This is a genomic window from Erwinia sp. S38, from assembly GCF_016624545.1.
Lineage (GTDB): Bacteria > Pseudomonadota > Gammaproteobacteria > Enterobacterales > Enterobacteriaceae > Erwinia > Erwinia coffeiphila.
On the sequence record NZ_JACVTS010000006.1, the window covers coordinates 183,199 to 201,786 of the forward strand.

The 18,588-nt window shown below is 48.9% G+C and carries 15 protein-coding genes and 1 pseudogene; 11 read left to right on the forward strand and 5 right to left on the reverse strand.

Annotated features, from left to right (window positions below):
• The first annotated feature begins 99 nt into the window (after positions 1 to 99).
• On the forward strand, positions 100 to 1,596 hold the full coding sequence (locus tag IBT46_RS09445) for a sensor domain-containing diguanylate cyclase (RefSeq protein WP_200545464.1): 1,497 nt from the start codon (positions 100 to 102) through the stop codon (positions 1,594 to 1,596).
• Positions 1,597 to 2,414: 818 nt separating this feature from the next.
• Positions 2,415 to 2,642, forward strand: a complete 228-nt coding sequence (locus tag IBT46_RS09450; RefSeq protein ID WP_200545465.1) for a YgdI/YgdR family lipoprotein — start codon at positions 2,415 to 2,417, stop codon at positions 2,640 to 2,642.
• Positions 2,643 to 2,821: 179 nt separating this feature from the next.
• On the opposite strand, the gene IBT46_RS09455 is transcribed toward IBT46_RS09450, so the two are convergent.
• Positions 2,822 to 3,862, reverse strand: a complete 1,041-nt coding sequence (locus IBT46_RS09455) for a CAP-Gly protein (protein ID WP_200545466.1) — start codon at positions 3,860 to 3,862, stop codon at positions 2,822 to 2,824.
• 398 nt (positions 3,863 to 4,260) lie between these two features.
• Here IBT46_RS09455 and IBT46_RS09460 point away from each other — a divergent pair, with 398 nt between their 5' ends.
• From IBT46_RS09460 to IBT46_RS09475, 4 genes and pseudogenes are all read left to right on the forward strand, one after another.
• Entirely contained in the window at positions 4,261 to 4,641 is a 381-nt protein-coding gene (locus tag IBT46_RS09460; RefSeq protein ID WP_200545467.1) for a DUF2280 domain-containing protein, read from the forward strand.
• A gap of 296 nt (positions 4,642 to 4,937) precedes the next feature.
• Positions 4,938 to 6,482 carry a recombinase family protein gene (locus IBT46_RS09465; RefSeq protein WP_200545468.1) on the forward strand — a complete coding sequence of 515 codons (1,545 nt, stop codon included), beginning with the start codon at positions 4,938 to 4,940 and terminating at the stop codon, positions 6,480 to 6,482.
• 878 nt (positions 6,483 to 7,360) lie between these two features.
• Entirely contained in the window at positions 7,361 to 8,023 is a 663-nt protein-coding gene (locus tag IBT46_RS09470) for a DUF3800 domain-containing protein (protein WP_200545469.1), read from the forward strand.
• 63 nt (positions 8,024 to 8,086) lie between these two features.
• A pseudogene (locus IBT46_RS09475) lies at positions 8,087 to 8,260 on the forward strand (DUF2280 domain-containing protein); the annotation flags it as partial.
• A 461-nt stretch (positions 8,261 to 8,721) separates the two neighbouring features.
• Here IBT46_RS09475 and IBT46_RS09480 read toward each other — a convergent pair.
• From IBT46_RS09480 to IBT46_RS09495, 4 genes are all read right to left on the reverse strand, one after another.
• The gene (locus IBT46_RS09480; protein ID WP_234480045.1) at positions 8,722 to 10,011 is read right to left on the reverse strand and encodes an MFS transporter; all 1,290 of its coding nucleotides are present in this window, start codon (positions 10,009 to 10,011) and stop codon (positions 8,722 to 8,724) included.
• 256 nt (positions 10,012 to 10,267) lie between these two features.
• Positions 10,268 to 10,618: a DUF1304 domain-containing protein gene (locus IBT46_RS09485; protein ID WP_200545470.1), complete on the reverse strand. Its 351-nt coding sequence runs from the start codon at positions 10,616 to 10,618 to the stop codon at positions 10,268 to 10,270.
• 60 nt (positions 10,619 to 10,678) lie between these two features.
• Positions 10,679 to 11,443, reverse strand: coding sequence for a Fic family protein (locus IBT46_RS09490; RefSeq protein ID WP_200545471.1), 765 nt, complete (start codon positions 11,441 to 11,443; stop codon positions 10,679 to 10,681).
• Positions 11,440 to 11,703, reverse strand: a complete 264-nt coding sequence (locus tag IBT46_RS09495) for a hypothetical protein (RefSeq protein WP_200545530.1) — start codon at positions 11,701 to 11,703, stop codon at positions 11,440 to 11,442. The genes IBT46_RS09490 and IBT46_RS09495 overlap by 4 nt, the downstream gene beginning before the upstream one ends.
• A 356-nt stretch (positions 11,704 to 12,059) precedes the next feature.
• Here IBT46_RS09495 and IBT46_RS09500 point away from each other — a divergent pair, with 356 nt between their 5' ends.
• Genes IBT46_RS09500 through IBT46_RS09520 form a run of 5 tightly spaced genes read left to right on the forward strand, consistent with a single transcriptional unit; the run spans position 12,060 to position 18,542 of the window.
• Entirely contained in the window at positions 12,060 to 12,521 is a 462-nt protein-coding gene (locus tag IBT46_RS09500) for a PTS sugar transporter subunit IIA (protein ID WP_200545472.1), read from the forward strand.
• Positions 12,518 to 12,841 carry a PTS fructose transporter subunit IIB gene (locus IBT46_RS09505; RefSeq protein WP_105590900.1) on the forward strand — a complete coding sequence of 108 codons (324 nt, stop codon included), beginning with the start codon at positions 12,518 to 12,520 and terminating at the stop codon, positions 12,839 to 12,841. The genes IBT46_RS09500 and IBT46_RS09505 overlap by 4 nt, the downstream gene beginning before the upstream one ends.
• A 13-nt stretch (positions 12,842 to 12,854) precedes the next feature.
• A complete protein-coding gene (locus IBT46_RS09510; protein ID WP_200545473.1) occupies positions 12,855 to 13,961 on the forward strand; it encodes a PTS fructose transporter subunit IIC in 1,107 nt (368 codons plus the stop codon).
• A 27-nt stretch (positions 13,962 to 13,988) separates the two neighbouring features.
• A complete protein-coding gene (mngB, locus tag IBT46_RS09515) occupies positions 13,989 to 16,622 on the forward strand; it encodes a mannosylglycerate hydrolase (protein WP_200545474.1) in 2,634 nt (877 codons plus the stop codon).
• 9 nt (positions 16,623 to 16,631) lie between these two features.
• A complete protein-coding gene (locus IBT46_RS09520; protein ID WP_200545475.1) occupies positions 16,632 to 18,542 on the forward strand; it encodes a transcription antiterminator in 1,911 nt (636 codons plus the stop codon).
• Positions 18,543 to 18,588 lie beyond the last annotated feature (46 nt).

Here is an 18,588-nt window from a genome sequence, read left to right on the forward strand (position 1 = left end):
ACTGATTCTCACTCGATACTTCTACCACAGGCAGCTTGCATGACGAGGAAAAAACTGAAGCTTAGGACATTGCTTATCTGTTTGTCCACTGGTGGAGTGATGCTGACATCGTTGATCATAATGAGTTGTATTAGTTATTTTCAACGAGAAAATATTCGGGAAACTCTTGCTGACAGGAATGCTGCTTACGCTCAAAAAGTTGCGAGCACAACGGAGCAATATTTTTCTTCCGCACAAAAGCAGCTGGCATGGAGCGCAGACTTTATATCATTAAACTATAGTTTGCGAATGATACGGTCAGAGGTTGAGCGTGTTTATCAGCAATCTGACTATTTCAACTCAGTGATATTTGTTAGTAAAAATCATGAAGTGCTTGTAACAACTAATAAAAGAAGAAACATGGATGGTTTAAAGGTTTTTTCTGAAAATAGTTTTAAAGCAATTTCTTTAAGAAAGCCAATTATATCAGATCCTTATATCTCTGTTGCGGGTAACCTTGTGGTTGTGATATCACAACCTGTCTTTTCAAAAGGTGGTAATTACATTGGTTATCTTGGAGGTACAATCTACCTCAAAGATGAAAGTATGCTTAGTCGTATTTTGAATCAGCATTATTATGGGGCTGCAACTAAGGTAAGGATTTTAAGTGATGGTGGGGTGGTTATTTATGATCGAGATGTAAGTCTTATTGGTAAGAGTGATTTGTCACACAAACCCTCAAAAACCCCCAGTCTTGATATTGAATTGACGAGGAGAGTATCCAATCCGGATCTAATATCCGGCGAAGTGATTTTGAACGGTGTTGCATGGCATATTATTGTCTCGAGCAACCAAGAAATAGTTAACAACATTCTCTTTAAATCAATAAGCAACGCGGTACCTTATATTTTCTTCCTTGTTTTTATAGTTTTTTTGGGGGGTGTTTGGTTTTCTGGTAGGATTTCAATTCCTCTGGAGAAACTTGCAAAGTTTACTTCAAAAAATGACGAATCCAAAATTCTGGAGACGTTTTCAAATGTTAATACATGGTACGATGAAGCTGAACAATTGAGAAAAGCTTTACAATCAAGATTTTTGAGTATTAATAAAAGAACGGAGAAGCTAAAAAATGAGTCGATGACAGACCATATGACAGGAATTCTTAATCGTAGAGGGTTTTTTAGGCAGTTAAATCTCCTTTCTGAGAATATAACATATAGCCTAATGATGATTGATGTCGATAATTTTAAAATGATTAACGATAAATTTGGTCATGATGAGGGGGATATTGTTCTGAAGGAATTTTCAGGGATTCTTAAATCATATTTCAAGAAACCATCGCTAGTATGTCGCTATGGAGGTGAGGAATTCATTGTTTTAATGAAAGACAGTAATCATATCGAAGCAATTGCAGAAAGTGATAGAATCAAAAATATAGTATCAAGCCATAGCTTTGGAAATGTGGGAAAGGTCTCCTTCTCAGCGGGTCTTGTTACCTTTGTTAATAGTGATGTGGAAATTAGAGATGTTCTGCTTCTTGCAGATAGTTTGCTTTATAAAGCTAAGAAATCGGGAAGAAATGTTGTCTTCAATCAAACGTACACTCAGGTTGATTAAATATAAAAAATAGAAGGAATATCATGTGTGGCTTTCAATTTTTTTAGGGTGTTATGTGTAACAAGGTTAATTATTTTTTTATCCTCCTTAACACCTGATTTAATGTTGAATTTTGACGTGGGGTTGCTTTTTGAATGAGGTTTTACGATTCTTTTTGCACGCTAAAATCATAAAGTATATATCTTTTCATTGATGGTTATCTAAGTGTTGTCTTGTTTTTTCACCATCCTTTATAACATTTGCAGATAGTGGTTAGTAAATTTAAAAATAAGAATGATTCACATGGTGAGAAGATTTGTGAAGAGGTCGTTAACCCTATCTTTGCATGGGTTGACGGATGGTGGATTATCATAAGTAGATTAACGGAGATTTAAAGTGGTAGCTGCTTTTCTATAAAACCATGCGAAAATCATGATGTAAGGTTTAGGGTATGGTGTTGGGGCTAAAGGGGCACGGAAGGCATTTAGCATATCTAAAGCGGTTTCTGCCAGAATGTGTCTACGAAAGTACCATTTCGAGTATGTTTTCTCAATTAACCCGCAAGAAATCAAAAAAGCAGCTATCCTTAATTAGTCAGGTTTTTTCGTGACTATCATGATGAGACTTGGCAATTGCGAGGCTTCTAGATTCTTCGAGGATGTCATGGGAAATCATAAGATGTGCTTGCTGTATATTGAACTACGCTTTCAATGCTGCTGGTGATTAAATTGGAATTAATATCTCTGGTGTACCAAAGAAGATGTCTAGATAAAAGTCTTGATAAACCATGTTCTGTTATGAACTTTCAGAAACTGTATAACTGATAAAGGGATTGAAATATGAAGAAGATTTTCTTAAGTACTTTCGCAGCAATTATTGCTCTGTCTGCACTTACTGGATGTACACGCACTAGCTATGCTATACACACAAATGATGGCAGAACGATTATCAGTGACGGAAAACCTAAAGAATCAGAAACAGGTTTAATTGGTTATACTGACGCAAATGGAGTAAAACAGCAGATAAATAAACAAGATGTAAAAGAGGTGTCGGAAATACCTCACTAACATCAATCCATCTAGCGAACAGGCTTCAATCCGCGTACGGGTGGCCTGTTCGCCGTTTGTGAATGTCATAATCAGCTAACAACACAGTCATTACTGAACACTACTCCAGACGTTGATTAACTGCCTCATACCCAAAATTTCCCGGGCAACTGTTGTCCTGCCGCCCGGGAGTTGCAACATTAAGCCCGAATACGTCGGTACTCAGGGTGTGTGTTAACCCCCCAGAGGCCTGCGAACGCACTTACGATTGCACCGATCAGGAGTGCTATAAACGACCACAGGGCCATCCTTGCCCCAGCACTTGCCGCGGCGTCAGCTTTTTCAATGGCTTCTTTCTTGAGTTCTGCATAGCGCGCTTTGGTTTCTTCCAGTTGACCCTGAGCATCATTCAGACGTTCCCTGACCTGAGCTATGGCGTTATCACGGGATTCAATAAAGTTATCGACAGCTTTGTCTGCTTCTTGCTGCGTCATTGTGGTATTAGCTGACAAAGCCTTTTTAACATCTTCCCGATCTACTGAATTTGCAACAGTCTCAGCACGCGATTTCAGCTTATCGCTCAGGCGATTAAGTATGACATCACTGCTATCAGGACTCACAGCAAGATCCTTGAGCGCACGGGTAATATCATTCCCTGCAGCTTTAAGCTGTGCCTGAAGATATTCAGGCTGAAGCTCGGGAATGCCTGATTTTTTTAGAGCATCTGCAACTTTCTGGTCAGCATTATTTGCTTCAAAGCTGGTATCAAGCCCCATACGTTCAGTAAGCTCAGAGGCTACATCTACCGATCCACCAGCAGCTTTCCCTGCAAGACTACCTATGCCGCTCACGGCACTTCCGGTTGCAGAAGCGACACCACTGATAGCACTGCCTGCAGTATTTAATACTCCACCTATAGCAGCAAAGCCAAGCACCGAAGCAATAATTAACGATGTAGCCCAGCTCAGAAAACCGTGAACAGTACCATCCGTCCCTGCAAGACGGCCCGAAATAAACCCGCCACAGGCAAGGCTTATAACAACCGAAATCACAGACCAAGCTATAACAGCCTTATCAGCACCATTAATGATATCCTCTGATTTTGGCTGTAACATTGAAAGGCCGAGACTAGTCCCGAGCGTTGTGAAAAGTAGCGACAATGCAATTGCTGTTACCACTCCTGCAATCACACTCCCCCATGAAATACGTCTGAACAGAACAGCATCTTTATGAATTTCCATAATATGTCCTTAAATTATAAAAAAACGCACCAGTTGCCTTAAAAGTGTAGCTTTGTTTCAAGATTATTCCGAATGCTAGCGGCCACATGAGTGTCTTAGATATGACTTTAGGAGCTAAATGATTAGTTTTTTTGATAATTTGATTGGTAGGAAATATGAAAATAATGCTAATAGATGAATTTTTGCACATTCTTTTATAGGAGTTGTAAATTTTTGGATATCTAAATTTGCGTCTGGTGCAGAGGAACACTGTTACATCACTGGGCATCAGGCCGCGTTGTGAATGACTGCAAGTGACTTGCAGCAGTGATCGGAGATTTAGGAAGTGTGGCTCTGTTGCCGGGTTTCTATGCTAAAGTTGAGCATAATTTTGACAGAGTATGACAGGACGGTGATTCATGGCAGCGCTCCCCTCAGTTGTTAAGGCATTCATCGTTCAGGCGCTTGCGTGTTATGACACACCAACTCAGGTCGTTAAAATAGTCCAGGAAGAGTTCAGCCTGAATATTACGCGCCAGCAGGTTGAATCACACGATCCAACGAAGGCGAACGGCAGAAAGCTGGCGCAGAAGTGGGTGGATCTGTTCACTTTCACCCGGGCGCAACTTCAGAAAGAGCTCTCGACCATCCCGATCGCCAACAAAGCCTATCGGCTGCGGTCGCTGGACAGGATGGCCGCAGATGCAGAAAGTCGGAGCAACTATGTGATGACGGCCCAGCTACTCGAACAGGCCGCCCGGGAGTGTGGTGACGCCTATGTGAACAGGAAGAAAAACTAAGCTAATTAACAGCTTGGCTTCCAGAAGAATTCACCCACTACTGACATACAGATAATGTGTTCAGTAGTATTAGTCAGGTAACACGTCATTTAATGAGCCTAGTTTAATGCTGGCTATCAGAATCGCCGATAAGCAGATCATGCACTCTTTTATTAAGATAGCTAGAAAGATAGTCAGAGCTTATCCTTAAGTGTGTTTATTTTAAACCGGCATGACTTTTTTTAGGTAACAATCGCACTGTTCTGATTTGCGCGTTGTTAAATGCTGTTTAAAGTAGAAATAGCAATAAAGCCATTGTGAGGTACAACCATGCCAAAGAAGCTATTGCGTACATCCGATTCTCGACATCAGCCCAGCTAGCAGGTGATTCGATAAGGCGCCAGAATAGACTGATTGATGAATGGATCTCTCAAAACCCTGGTTACGAACTGGATGACATAACTTACCACGATTTGGGGCTGAGTGCTTTTAACGGGGCGAATGCTGTTAGAGGGGCGTTATCTGACTTCATTAACGCGGTAGAACATGGGTATATACCTAGGGGCACAGTTCTCTTAGTCGAGAGTTTAGACAGGCTTTCGCGAGAAAAAATAGGAGATGCGACAGATCGCCTAAAAAACATCCTGAGAAATGGCATCGATGTTGTGACTCTCTCCGATCATACCCGATACTCTGAATCATCCTTAGATGACCCTTACACCTTAATCAAAGCCATATTGATATCTCAGCGTGCTAACGAAGAAAGCGAAGTCAAATCACGCCGAATGCGCTCTGCATGGCAGAAGAAGAGAGAAGAGGCAGAGAAAACAGGAAAAATTATTACCCGTTCCTGCCCGCGATGGCTGAAGGTATCTGAAGATGGGCGTGGATTCCAGATAATTGAGGCACGAGCAAAGGTAATAAACCAGATTTTTAAACTCAGACTAAAGGGACACTCGTTGAACGGCATCACAAAATTGCTGAACGATAAAAAGACAGAAACACTAGCGGGTGAAGTCGGTGTGTGGAATCCATCAACGATTGAGAAACTCTTAGGCAATAAGGCGCTTATCGGTACATACGTGCCGTCCTATCAAACGATGTCAAAAGGTGTTAGAGAGATTCCGAATTACTTCCCTCAGATTGTTGCCGAAAAACTTTTCAATGATGTTCAAGGTTTCAGGCTGACACCATTCGGGAAAGACGCTACTTATGACAATCCATATTTGGTCAATATTTTCCGTTCCGTACTCAGGTGTAAGCGCTGCGGGCATTCGATAATGATGTCGGGGATTGATAGCAAGGGCATGGGGTACTATGTGTGCCCGATGAGGCGCCTGCATCGATGTGACTCTCCTGCGATCAGGAGAGGGGACGTTGATACAGTGTTGATAGGCACACTGCTTGCTAGCCTTGATTGGTTTCTGAAAAGTCATGTTGGTTCTGGCCGTATCAAGCCGCTAGAAAATCGTCTGACTGAATTACACATTCAGATAAACAGGCTCATTGAGGCGCTACAAATAGCACCTGATGTAGAGCAGATTGCAAATAAAGTCAGAGAGTTAAACAAGGAACTCCGAAATGGCGAGATTCAACTGAGGATGCTGAAGAGTAAGGGGGACCGAACGTCTGGATTTGCCATATCTCAAATGGATTTGAGCAACCGCAAGAACAGAGAGCGATGTCGGGATTATGCAATTCGTTGCCTAGAGAAGATTGTAGTTGATACTGCTTGTGGGCGTTGTGACGTCTATCTTGCGAATGGCGTTAGGCTGTTAAATTTTCCATTGCTCAAACCGATAAGCCAGCAATCCCTGATAAGTGCGATAGAGTATTTGGACGAAAACACGCTTGTTTTGTGAGCTAATTGGCTGTGCCGATAAGCATAACTAAAAAAATGTTGGTTCGCGGTCTCTCATTGTTGGTTCAGCGCCCCCCTATGTTGGTTCAGTTTTTCAGAAAATAATCAGTTAAAACAGTCGTCTTTACAAATTGAACCAACTGAACCAACCGAACCAACACCTTTCTGCTTATATAGAGAGAAACACCCGTGGCGTGAACTGGCATACTCATCTGCGCAGTCGATAATCCCCCCTTCATAAAACTTCAGTTCGCAGCAACATCGATGCGCCAGTGTCATCGCCATTTCTCCCGGCCAGCGCGGCAAAGCAGTACCCGCTTGCCCCCCGGGATTGCGTAGCATGAAGCCCCCAAACTGCGCAGTCGGGTAAGCGAATCACAACCCTGCAGATCAGGTCAGGAGGGTACAGGCTTCTCTGGCCGGCGGCGGTACGCATTGAGCTGGTACGCAGTGAGGTACGCAGCGAAAAGGCACATTCTGATGCGTACCTGAGCCGTATGCGACTCACCGACACACCCACATCTTAGACAGGCAGACAATAGAATTGATCATGCTCAGCCTTGCCAAAAAGAGCGGAGAGCCGCTCAACAGGCACTCCCTCATCGGCTTAGAACAAGCGCTTAAGACAAAAAATGAAAGACTAAATGTACTATCAATTGGATATCCAAGACTAAGAGCGAACCCACAATGAAGACGTCCGGAGACCCTACCAGACTTGTGTAGATTCTTTTAAGCGATTGACATATCATGATCCCATGTATAACATTGAGGTTGTGCGAGTAAAGCCTGGTTAACTGCGACGCTTGAAAAAGTATCGTAAGCGTTATGTAAGAACGTCAGCCCAGGGTTCGCACACCACTTCTGAATAAAAATTCCCACATGCCTTCACTTATAGTTTATCTCGATGAAAGTGGCGATTTAGGCTGGAGTTTCGATCGTCCTTATCGCGCCGGTGGTTCTAGCCGTCATCTCACAATTTCAAGTTTAGCTGTTTCGCCCGCGGCCAAGGACTATCCCAAGCGAGTTATACGTAAACTATATAAAAAGTTTAAGTGGGATACTAAAGTCGAGAAAAAATGGTCTGACATGAACCAGATCGAGCGAAATTTTTTTGCTCAGAAGGCATTAGAGCTCCTGCAAAGTAACCCCCAAAGTATCAACTATCATTCCATAACGGTCAAAAAAGAGAATGTTCAGCAGCATATACGTAGTGATGCTAACAAACTATATAACTACATGATATGCTTGTCATTAATTGATGAAATGAGTCGGTACGATAACGTCACATTTGTACCCGACCCACGTTCTATAAAAGTACAAAGCGGTAATAGTTTACACGACTACCTTCTTACCCAACTTTGGTTTGAACGTGGGGTTCAGACTCTGTTAACCACCAATCCTATGCCTAGCGATCAATGTTTGAGCCTGCAATTTGCTGATATGCTATCGGGCTTAGTTCAGCATCATTTTGAAGATGGCAACTCTGAGGCATGGAATATTTTGAATGGGCAAATCCAAATAAAGAAACTGTTCTTTAGATAGCGCTTCTTATTAATTTTTTTCTATCTCTGCCATGCGCTATAAATTTCCTTCATCCACGCTTTATCGGCTTTCGTGAAAGAGTTCTCGACCATTCCGATCGCCAACAAAGCCTATCGGCTGCGGTCGCTGGACATGATGGCCGCACAGGCAGAAAGTCGGAGCAACTATTCGATTACGGTCCAGCTAATCGAGCAGGCCGCCCGGGAGTGTGGTGACGCCTACGCGGACAGGAATAAAAGGTAAGCCATATGCCACTAGAGAAACAGATACGCAGTCTCAGGCGAGTCACCTTAAGAGCTGTTGGTGGACATGCCTCGTGGTGCGATAAATGGGTCCAAAAGGGCCACACAAAAACATTTGGGGGTACATTTGGGGGTATGTAGATAAATCGAATGTTAAAAATAACATTAATTACAATCTGTTAGGTGTTAATGTTGAATCCTGTAGGGCCATTAATTTTCAAGTCATTAAGCTATTCTCAATACTCCCTGATTTTATCCCTGCGTCGTATTTGTGTCGTGAATACTCTAAAGTGCGTTAATTTTGCGTGTATTTGCAGCCATATGGTGTTCGGTTTCGTATGCCCTTAACGCCATACCCTGTCGATAAACACCCATTCAGCTAAACAACCCAGACGCAAAAAAACCACCCCTGAGGGTGGTTTTTCGTTTATTCGAATCAGAGTATCGGCTAAACCATCAAGCCTTAGCCCCAATCGCCGTTACCGACTTACCATCCTGCTTTGTCTGCGGACGCACCGAATACATGATCGCCACCGAAACAAACAGCGATACCGCCATCAGCACAAACGACAGGCTCGGATTACCGGTCAGGCCGTTCAGTAATCCCACCAGCCAGGCACCGGTAAAGGCACCCAGCGCGCCAAAGCTGTTGATCAGGCCCATTGAGACACCGGCCACGCTTTTTGGCAGAAGTTCGGGGATCAGCGCAAAGAACGGACCGTAAGGCGCGTATATACAGGCGGCAGCAAGAATCAACAGCCCGTAGGAGATCCAGAATGAATCACTGCCCAGCAGCCACGAACCGGTAAACGCCAGTCCCGCGACCAGCAGCAGCGGCCAGACAAACAGTTTGCGGTTCTGAATTTTGTCAGACAGCGTTGAGACGATCAGCATCAGCACGATCGCCGCCAGGTAAGGCACGGCGGCCAGCCAGCCAACGGAGACGATATCGCGATTGGCCCCTGCCTTAATAATCGACGGCATCCACATCATGAAGCCGTACACGCCAATGCTCCAGAATACGTGCACCAGGCACAGGCAGATCACGTTGCGCGAGGTGAAGGCTTCGCGGTAATTTTTTACCGGCTTGATGTCCTGCTGTTCGGCGACCATCGCCTGTTCTAAGTCGCGCTTCTCACTCGCTGACAGCCACGACACCTGTGACGGCTTATCGCGCACCGCCCACCACCAGAAAAAGGCCCAGGCAACCGCCGGGATACCTTCGATGATAAACATCTCGCGCCAGCCCCAGGCCTGGATCAGATAGCCGGAAAGAATCGACATCCACAGCACGGTCACCGGATTGCCGAGTATCAGGAACGTATTGGCCCGCGAGCGCTCACCTTTGGTAAACCAGTTGCTGATAAAGATCAGCATCGCCGGCATCACCGCAGCTTCCACCACGCCGAGCGTAAAGCGGATAATCATCAGCATCGGAATATTCGCCACCAGTCCGGTAGCGGCAGCCAGTGCTCCCCACAGCAGCAGACTGACAAACACCAGCTTGCGGACGCTGCGTTTTACGGCATAAACCGCGCCGGGAACCTGAAAAAAGAAGTAGCCGAGGAAGAACAGGGCACCTATCAGCGATGAAATATTCTTGGTAATCCCCAGATCTTTATCAATACCGGCCGCGGCGGCAAAACCGTAGTTGGCGCGGTCAAGATAGGCAAGACTGTAGGTAATGAATATTATCGGCATTAAATAGAGCCAACGTTTTTGCGATAGTTTGACGTTTTTATTCATTGGGCATCCTGGTATCAAATAACGTTTATTTAGCGACGATGGATTGCTACCCATAGACACATCACCTTCAGGCACTCCACGGTCTTTTTAGCGGCAGGCAGCGTTTACTGTTACCGATAACAGTAAATAACATGACACAACGGATGCGCGACAAACAGCGCAGTTGATGGATTTAAAACAGAGTTGTGATAGCGCTTAGAAAGTTTGGAACATGGATAAGTAACATGCGGAAAGTGGGATTACGGAGCAGGGCGCATTAGCCATACAACAGCGCCGCCAGCGCAATCAAAGCCGGAATCGACTGCACGTAAAGGATCTTCCGGCGGGCGGTAGCTGCCCCGTAGATGCCGGCAATCATCAAGCAGCTGAGGAAAAACAGCTTAAACTGGAATCCGCCCTCGCCAAGCCACAGCCCCCACAGCAGACCGGCGGCCAGAAAGCCGTTGTACAGTCCCTGATTTGCCGCCAGCACGCGGGTGCTGCGTGCAAACTCCTCGCTCAGATTAAATGCCCGGCGGCCGGTTGGGGTATCCCACAGAAACATCTCCAGGATCAGGATATAGATATGTATTGCCGCCACAAGGGCGATAAGCGTGTTGGCTAGCATGGCGGATACCTCAGTGAAAGAATATCTTCAGAAGAGTATAGGTAACTTCCAGTTAATCATTCAGTCTTCTGAGTTTTCAGACGTTGGCTCCGTGGGATATCTGGTGCCATATGCTTTATATATTTGCTTCACCTGCGGATTATCCAGACTTTCATAAGTCATCTCTTCCTTATCCAGTCCATCCAATCCTTTGATTCCACTTATCATATCCGACCAACTTTCTCGGCTGGCGATCTCAACGACCAGGGGGCTTAGATAGCGATCAAGGTGGCCTTTGAATGGTTCTTTGATTTCTGCACTCAGAGCCTGAAGATAGTCATCTTTATTTGTTTTCGACCAGTCGATAGTGAAGTTAGCTCGCCAGCAGAGTTCCATAAAAACCAGCAGAATAGTACGCCCATTACCATCCAGGAAAGGATGCGAAAATGCCAGTTGCCCCATGACTTCCCCCGGCCGCTCTTTGAACCGGGTTTTATTTGCAGCAAGCCTGAGTGCGTAATCGACAGACATTCTTATTGCGTGGGGATGTTCGAAAATAGTGGCGTTCTCGTCTTGCAGGGCTCCTTTGAAAACGGCTAAGTGCGGCACCAGTTCATTACGATCTTTACCCGCCCAGGGATAAAAATCAGAGAAGAGTATTTCATGGACGTTGAGGACGGTTTCGTAGTCGATTGACTGCCGAGAGGCGAGTAGGTTCAAGGCATCTTCAATACTGAGTTCGAAACAGATATGCTCAAATTTTTTCACTTCTGCGGGATCTTTGAGCCGCCGGAGATTCCGGAGATAGCCAGCAGTATCGAAATCGTTGAAGGGATCGAAGATCATCCGGCAGCTTTATTATAAAAGTCTTTCTTTTCCTGAAGATACTCATCCTGAAAGCTGAGCGCTTCCGACTTACTCAGAATGCCTTTTCGTTTAAGATTGACCAGCAGCTGTTCGATGTTGTCCAGTTGAACATCATCCCCGGCCAGGCGCGTAATGGCTACGGCCATACGGCTAAAACCGTCACGTTCTGCTGTAACATTATGAGATTGAGCTAATCTGCGGACTTGATTAGCAACGCTGATTTTAGCTGTTTTGGTCATCGAAGAGCCCTCGCATGTTGGTTTAATTATAACATCACGTGGCTACGCTGTCTCTCGAAGGCAGTACAGGCTTTGTCTCTGGCTGCGGGGTTAATCACTTCACCGATTCATAGCGATCTGTAAAATAAATATCACCCACCTCACAAAATCCCCTTATTCATTTCCACTAATTACCCCATCAAAAATAAGCGTCACATCACAGTTATTCCACCTTTTGAGAAGTAAGTCTCATTTTATTATCCACAATAACAAGCGGTTTCCCCCTGGCGGAGGAAACCGGTTCTCTTTTCGCTTTCGTTAATCCGCTTATTATGTTGCCAGGACATGCTGAAGACAAAAGTGGAGACGTCGCAATTATGTTGATTGCCAGAGAGAACATTTTTCTGAATAAGAATTTTAGTAGTAAGGGGGAGATATTTCAGTTTCTGTCGCAGCAGGCGGTTGAGCGGGGCTGGGCGGCGGATGCAGAAAAAATAGAGGCGGATCTGTGGGCCCGCGAAAATCAGTATTCCACCGGCTTTGAAGGCCAGATTGCCATCCCGCATGCCAAAACGGTCAACGTGACCGAGGCGGGGGTGATCTTTATCCGCCTGCAGCAGGCGCTGGACTGGGAAAGCCTGGACGACAGCCCGATAAAAATCGTTTTCGGCCTGTTTGTGCCGGAATCCGGTGCGCAGCTGCTGCACCTGAAAATCATCAACAGCCTGGCCAGCCAGATCGTCGAGGACGACTTCCGTCAGCAACTGTTTGATGCCAAAAGCGAAGATGAACTGTTCAACTACATGCAGTCGCGTGTGGTGATTGAGGAGGACGCATGAATATTGTTGGAGTCACTTCCTGCATCGCTGGCCTGGCCCATACGCCAATGGCGGCAAAATCGCTGGAAAAAGAGGGCGCAAAGCTGGGCCACAACGTCAAAGTGGAACAGCAGGGTGCGATGGGCATGATGAACAAGCTTTCCCCGGCGGACATTAGTGCTGCCGATTTTGTGCTGATTGCCGCCGATCGATCCATAGAAGAAGAGGAGCGTTTTGAAGGGAAAGTCATAATCCGGGTAAAAATTGGACAGTGCGTCAGCCACGCCGCTGAAGTCATTAAGAAATGCGTCGCCGCCGTTGAAGAACGTAAAAATAAATAACTCTGGTGATCCTATGAAAAAAATAATGGTGGATATTAAGAACCATCTGATGACGGGTATTTCCTTTGCCCTTCCGGTGATTATTGCCGGTTCACTGATGGTGGCCGTAGCAAAAATTATCGGCATTGCCTTTGGTGCTTCCGATCTTAATCAGTTTGCCGACGTGCAGGGAATTAAAAACTGGCTGTATCAGACTCAGGAAATAGGCTTCAAAATAATCGGGCTGATGAATTATATCCTCGGTGCCTATGTGGCCTATTCCATCGCCGGGAAAAAAGGGCTGGCGGCCGGTTTTGCCGCCGGGCTGATCGCCTCCATCACCGGTTCCGGCTTTCTCGGCGCGGCAATCGGTGGCCTGCTGGCGGGCTACTCCTCCGACTGGGTGGCGCGCAAAGTACGGATCACCGGCTCGGCGGCGACCTCGGTGCCGTTAATTATCCTGCCGTTTATCACCGTTGGCCTGCAGGTGCTGGTCATGCTGCTGCTGCTGGGCGATGCCCTGAGCTGGCTGAACAGTTCGCTGATGTCCTGGGTGCAGGAGATGACCAAAGATGGCACCAGTACCGTGGTACTGGCGGCGGTGCTCGGCGGCATGATCTGCTTCGACCTCGGCGGCCCGGTGAATAAAGCGGCGTGGGGTACGGCGAATGTGCTGTTCCTCAGCGGCGTGTATCTGCCCGCCATCCTGGTCAACGTGGCGATTATTATCCCGCCGCTGGGCTATGCCGCCGCACGTTTCCTGCGCCCGGCTAACTACAGCCAGACGCTGAAAGAGGCCGGCAACGGCTCGGTGATTATGGGAATCCTCGGCATCTCCGAAGGGGCGATCCCCTTTACGCTGAAAAACCCGGCACGCCTGATCCCGCTTAACGTTTTTGCCGGTATCGCTGGTGCCATGACCGTGGCCCTGCTGAAAGCCTATCCGATTATGCCGCCGCTGGGCGGGCTGTACGGCGGGTTTACCGTCGGCAACGCCTGGGCCTACTTCGCCGGTGCGCTGGTCGGCACGCTGGTTATCGCCTTCGGCGCCAACCTGCTGGTCAACTTTAACGATGAACCGACGGGAAGCGCGCAGGCCGATGACTTTGCTGCGGACAGTATCGAAATCAAATTTGATTAATGACCCGAGTGGTTTAGGGACGATGTAATGAACAAGAAAACCGTACATGTTTATACCCACACGCACTGGGACCAGGAGTGGTACTTCACCACCTCGCGCTCGCGTATTTACCTGTTCAGCCATATTAAAAATGTGCTGCGCGTGCTGGAAGATAACCCGGATTTCCCCAGCTACCTGCTGGATGCGCAAAGCTCGCTGATTGAAAGCTATCTGCAGTGGGCACCGAAAGATCGCGACCGCCTGCATCATCTGATTGCCGAACAGCGCCTGATTACCGGCCCGTGGTACACCCAGACCGACCAGCTGGTGATCCATCAGGAGTCCGTAGTGCGCAACCTGTATTACGGTCAGCGTATTGCCGCAGAGGCCGGTCACAGCCTGCCGCTCGGCTACGTGCCGGACTGCTTTGGCCAGGGCGGCAACATGCCGCAGATTTATCGCCAGTTCGGCATCCGCCACGCGCTGTTCTGGCGCGGCATTGCCGATAATACTCTGCATGAAACCGAGTTTCTCTGGCAGGGTGATAACGGCGATAAGGTCTTTGCCGTACAGATGCCGTGGGGCTACCACTATGGCGGCCTGATCGACGAAACGCCGGCGACCATGAAGGCGTTTCTCGACGAGAAAATGGCACCGATCGAAGCCCGCAGCACGCGCCAGCATCTGCTTTATCCGCACGGCTTTGACCAGGCCCCGGTACGGGAAAACCTGCCGGAGCTGGTACGTTCGTTCAATGAATGTGACAGTGCCCGCCACTACCAAATCAGCAGCCCGCTGGAGTTTGTGCAGGCGGTGGAAAACGAGTCAGGCGGGGAAGTGCGAGTATTGCAGGGTGAACTGACCGAGGGCAAACACTCCCGCGTGCATAAAACCATCTTCTCCTGCCGCGCCGACCTTAAGCTGCTGAATAACGAAGTGGAAGCGCTGCTGGTCAACACGCTGGAACCGGTACTGGCGATCGGTCGCGGGCTGGGGCATGACTATCCATCGCGTATCGTGGCGGATATCTGGAAGCTGATGTTCTATAACGCCGCACACGACAGCATCGGCGGCTGCAACAGCGACGACACCAACCGCGATATCGCCTTCCGCTATAAGCAGGCGCGCGATTTGGCAAATAACCTGCTAGAGTCGGCCACCCGGCAGATCAGCATCCGCATCCCGCGCGAACACGACTACAGCTTTACCGTGTTCAACCCGCTGCCGAACCCGGTCACGCAGCAGATCATCTTCGAGGCGTGGCTGCCCGGCCTGCCGTTCACCCTGCGGGATGCCGACGGCAATGCGCTGCCGTGCGTCATTGAAGAACAGGAAGATCTGACCCAGTACGTGCTGAATCAGACCATCCGCCTGAACCCGGGCAAACCGTATCATCGCCCGGAAAAAGTGTTCCGTACCCGCCTGACGGTGGCCGCCCGCGATCTTCCGGCGCTGGGCTACACCCGCTGGCACCTGGATTTCTCCGCCGACGGCATCAGCCCGCGCCAGGTGGATGCCGGGACGGTGATTGAAAACGCAGCCTATCGCATTGAAGTGGAGGGCAATGGCCTGCTGGCGATTACCCACAAGGCCAGCGGAAAACGCTATCAGCGGCAGATGCTGCTGGTGGAAAACGGCGACGACGGCGACTCCTACAACTATTCGCCGCCGCGTCAGGACATGTTCATCACCTCGGAGAATGCGCTGGTACAGGCCAGCCGCCAGCAGGACGATCTGCGCCAGACGCTGCATCTTGAGTATCTGCTCTCGGTGCCTGCCAGCCTGGAAGAGCGAGCGCAGGGTATTGCTCGTTCACCGATGAAAGTGGCGGCGACCGTCACCCTGCAGGATGACGATCTGATCCGCTTCAGGGTGGATGTGGAAAATGATGTGCTGAGTCATCGGCTGTGCGTACACTTCGCCACGGATATTCTGGCCAACGTCTCCTGTGCGGATCAGCTGTTTGGCGTGGTCACCCGGCCGGTGCAGCTCAGCAACGCGCTGGCGGTGTGGGAAGAGGAAAACTGGCACGAGAAGCCGATCGCTATCGAGCCGATGCAGAGCTACGTCAACCTGCACGACGACCAGCACGGTTTCACCCTGCATACCAACGGCGTGCGCGAGTATGAAATCGTCGGTGACGGCTTTGATACCATCGCCGTAACGCTGTTCCGCACCTTCGGCTATATGGGCAAAGAAAACCTGCTGTACCGGCCAGGACGCGCCTCCGGCGAGTCGGTGATTGCCACGCCGGATGCTCAGCTGCTGGGATCGCTCTCGTTTAGCTTCGGCTGGCGTATCCACAGCGGCAGCTTCAACCAGGGGCAGCACGCAAGGGTGTCGAAGCAGCTGCTGACCACCTTCCCGGTGTATCAGGACAGCGATTTCCTCAACGGGCGTCTGCGCTTCTGCCTGAACGATGAAGTGCGCGACTATCCGGAAACGCTGAGTCTGTTCAGCCTGCCGCACGGCGAGAACGATGCGCTGGTCAGTACGGTGAAATGCGCCGAACAGGAAGAGGGCTACATCGTCAGGGTGTATAACCCGCAGCTGGAGCAGGCCGTCGCTCTGCCGGATCTGGCGAATGCCCGCCCGGTGATGCTGGATGAACGTACGCCGATGCCGGTACGCCAGCAGCTGCAACAAAATGATGTTCAGACGCTGTATATCACCAGGGATTAAGAGAGAAATATGAGACTGTTCACCAATAAACGGGTCAGAGATATTTTCGTACAGATTGCCAAAGGTCCGGCGACGCAGGCGTTTCTTGCCAAAGAGATGAACGTGTCAACGCGCACCATCCGCAGCGATCTGAAAGAGTTAAGCGATATCATCCCCCGCTACGGCATCAGTCTCTTATACGATCGCAAAACGGGGTTTGAAGTGAAATGCGACGACCCCGCCAGCTATCACGCCCTGCTGGAAGAGTCCGACAGGCCGGTCAACCAGACCCGATCCGCGGCGGATCGCAGAAAGCAGCTGATGGCGCTGCTGCTGCGTCAGCAGGGATACGTGGCGCTGGAAGAGCTGGAGTCGGACTGGTTTATCAGCATCTACAGCCTGAAAAACGACGTGGCGCTGCTGAAACGCCACTTCTCTTTCTATCAGATTGCGGTGAACGCGGTGGGGAACGAACGATTAAGGATCGCCGGGGATGAAGTGAATATCCGCCGCTGCATCTACGATCACCTACTGCGCTCAACGGAAACGGAAAGCGATTACCGCGAGCTGTTTGCCTGCGAAAGCGCCTTCTCCGAAATCAAAAATGCGCTAAGCCAGCTGCTGGTGAATAACCAGCTGCGCTTCAGCGATGTGAATCTGCGTTCTTTTACGCTCTGCTGCGGCATTGCGCTGGAAAGAATACGCGGCGGCAACTGGCTGCTGGATTACGATTTTAACCAGTGCGACACGCTGTGGAAGCCCATTGCGCGCCAGGTTCTGCAACTGCTGCTGGCGGATCAATCCGGCAGCGTACCGCCGGGCGAAGTTAACTATATGGCGATGAACCTGGCGGCCTTCTGCTCGGTTAGCGGCGACAGCGATCTGCCGGATCGCTGCTACGATGCGGAACTGACGGTGATGAACCATTTCTTAAGCTACGTCAGTTCCGTCTGGTACTGCGACGTCAGCTACGACGAGCAGTCGAAAAAGAACCTGCTGAATCACATTAAGGCGATGCGCACCCGGGTGAATCACGGCATCACCATTATCAACCCGCTGCTGGATCAGATTAAGCGCCACTATCCGCTGATGTACGAAATGACCCTGACCGCCTTCAGCGAGCTGGATAATTTTTTCACCGGCAAGCTGAGCGACGATGAGATCGGTTATCTGGTGATGCACATTGGCGCGGTGCTGGAGGATACCCTCTATCAGCACCAGGGCAGTGCGATCAGCGCGCTGATCGTCAGCGATCAGGGCATGGCCTCTACGCGGATCGTTAGCCAGCGGATCGTGCGTATGTATCCCAATATGGCGATTGGCGAGCCAATCTCCGTTCAGCAGTATCAGGCGATGGAAAACATCGCCGAGGACGTGGTGATCAGCATGGTGCCGGTGGTGGAGAAAAACCGAAAGGTGATTAATCTGCCCGCGCTGCCGGAGCGCTGGCAGCTGGAGAACATCAAATACTACCTGACCAATCATCGCTCCCCGGCAGATACGGTGATGAACTATTTCTCACCGGCGCATTTCTTTATTTTCGAGCAGTCCGAACATAACAAAGACTCGCTGATTGAGTTTCTTGCCCGGCGGCTGGAGTCCACCGGCAAGGTTGATGCCCGCTACTTGCCGTCGGTGGTGGAGCGTGAAGCGCACGCCTCCACGCTGCTGGCGGATAAAATCGCTATTCCTCACCCGATGGGGCTGGTGGCCTCCACCACCCAGGTGACCGTGGCGGTATTCCCACAGGGCATCGAATGGGATGCGGGGAAAGTGGTGAAATTAGTGTTCATGCTGGCAATCAGTGAAGACGCCTTTGTCGATAGTATGATTATTTACGACTATCTAACCAATATTCTCGATGATGACATTATCGATAAATTAAGTGCGTCCGGCACCTTTGCCGATTTCATGTGTTTATCCGGGAGGTATTTCATCTAAAAAAAGAAAGGCAGAGTCATAAATGTTGATGGCAAATTAAATAATA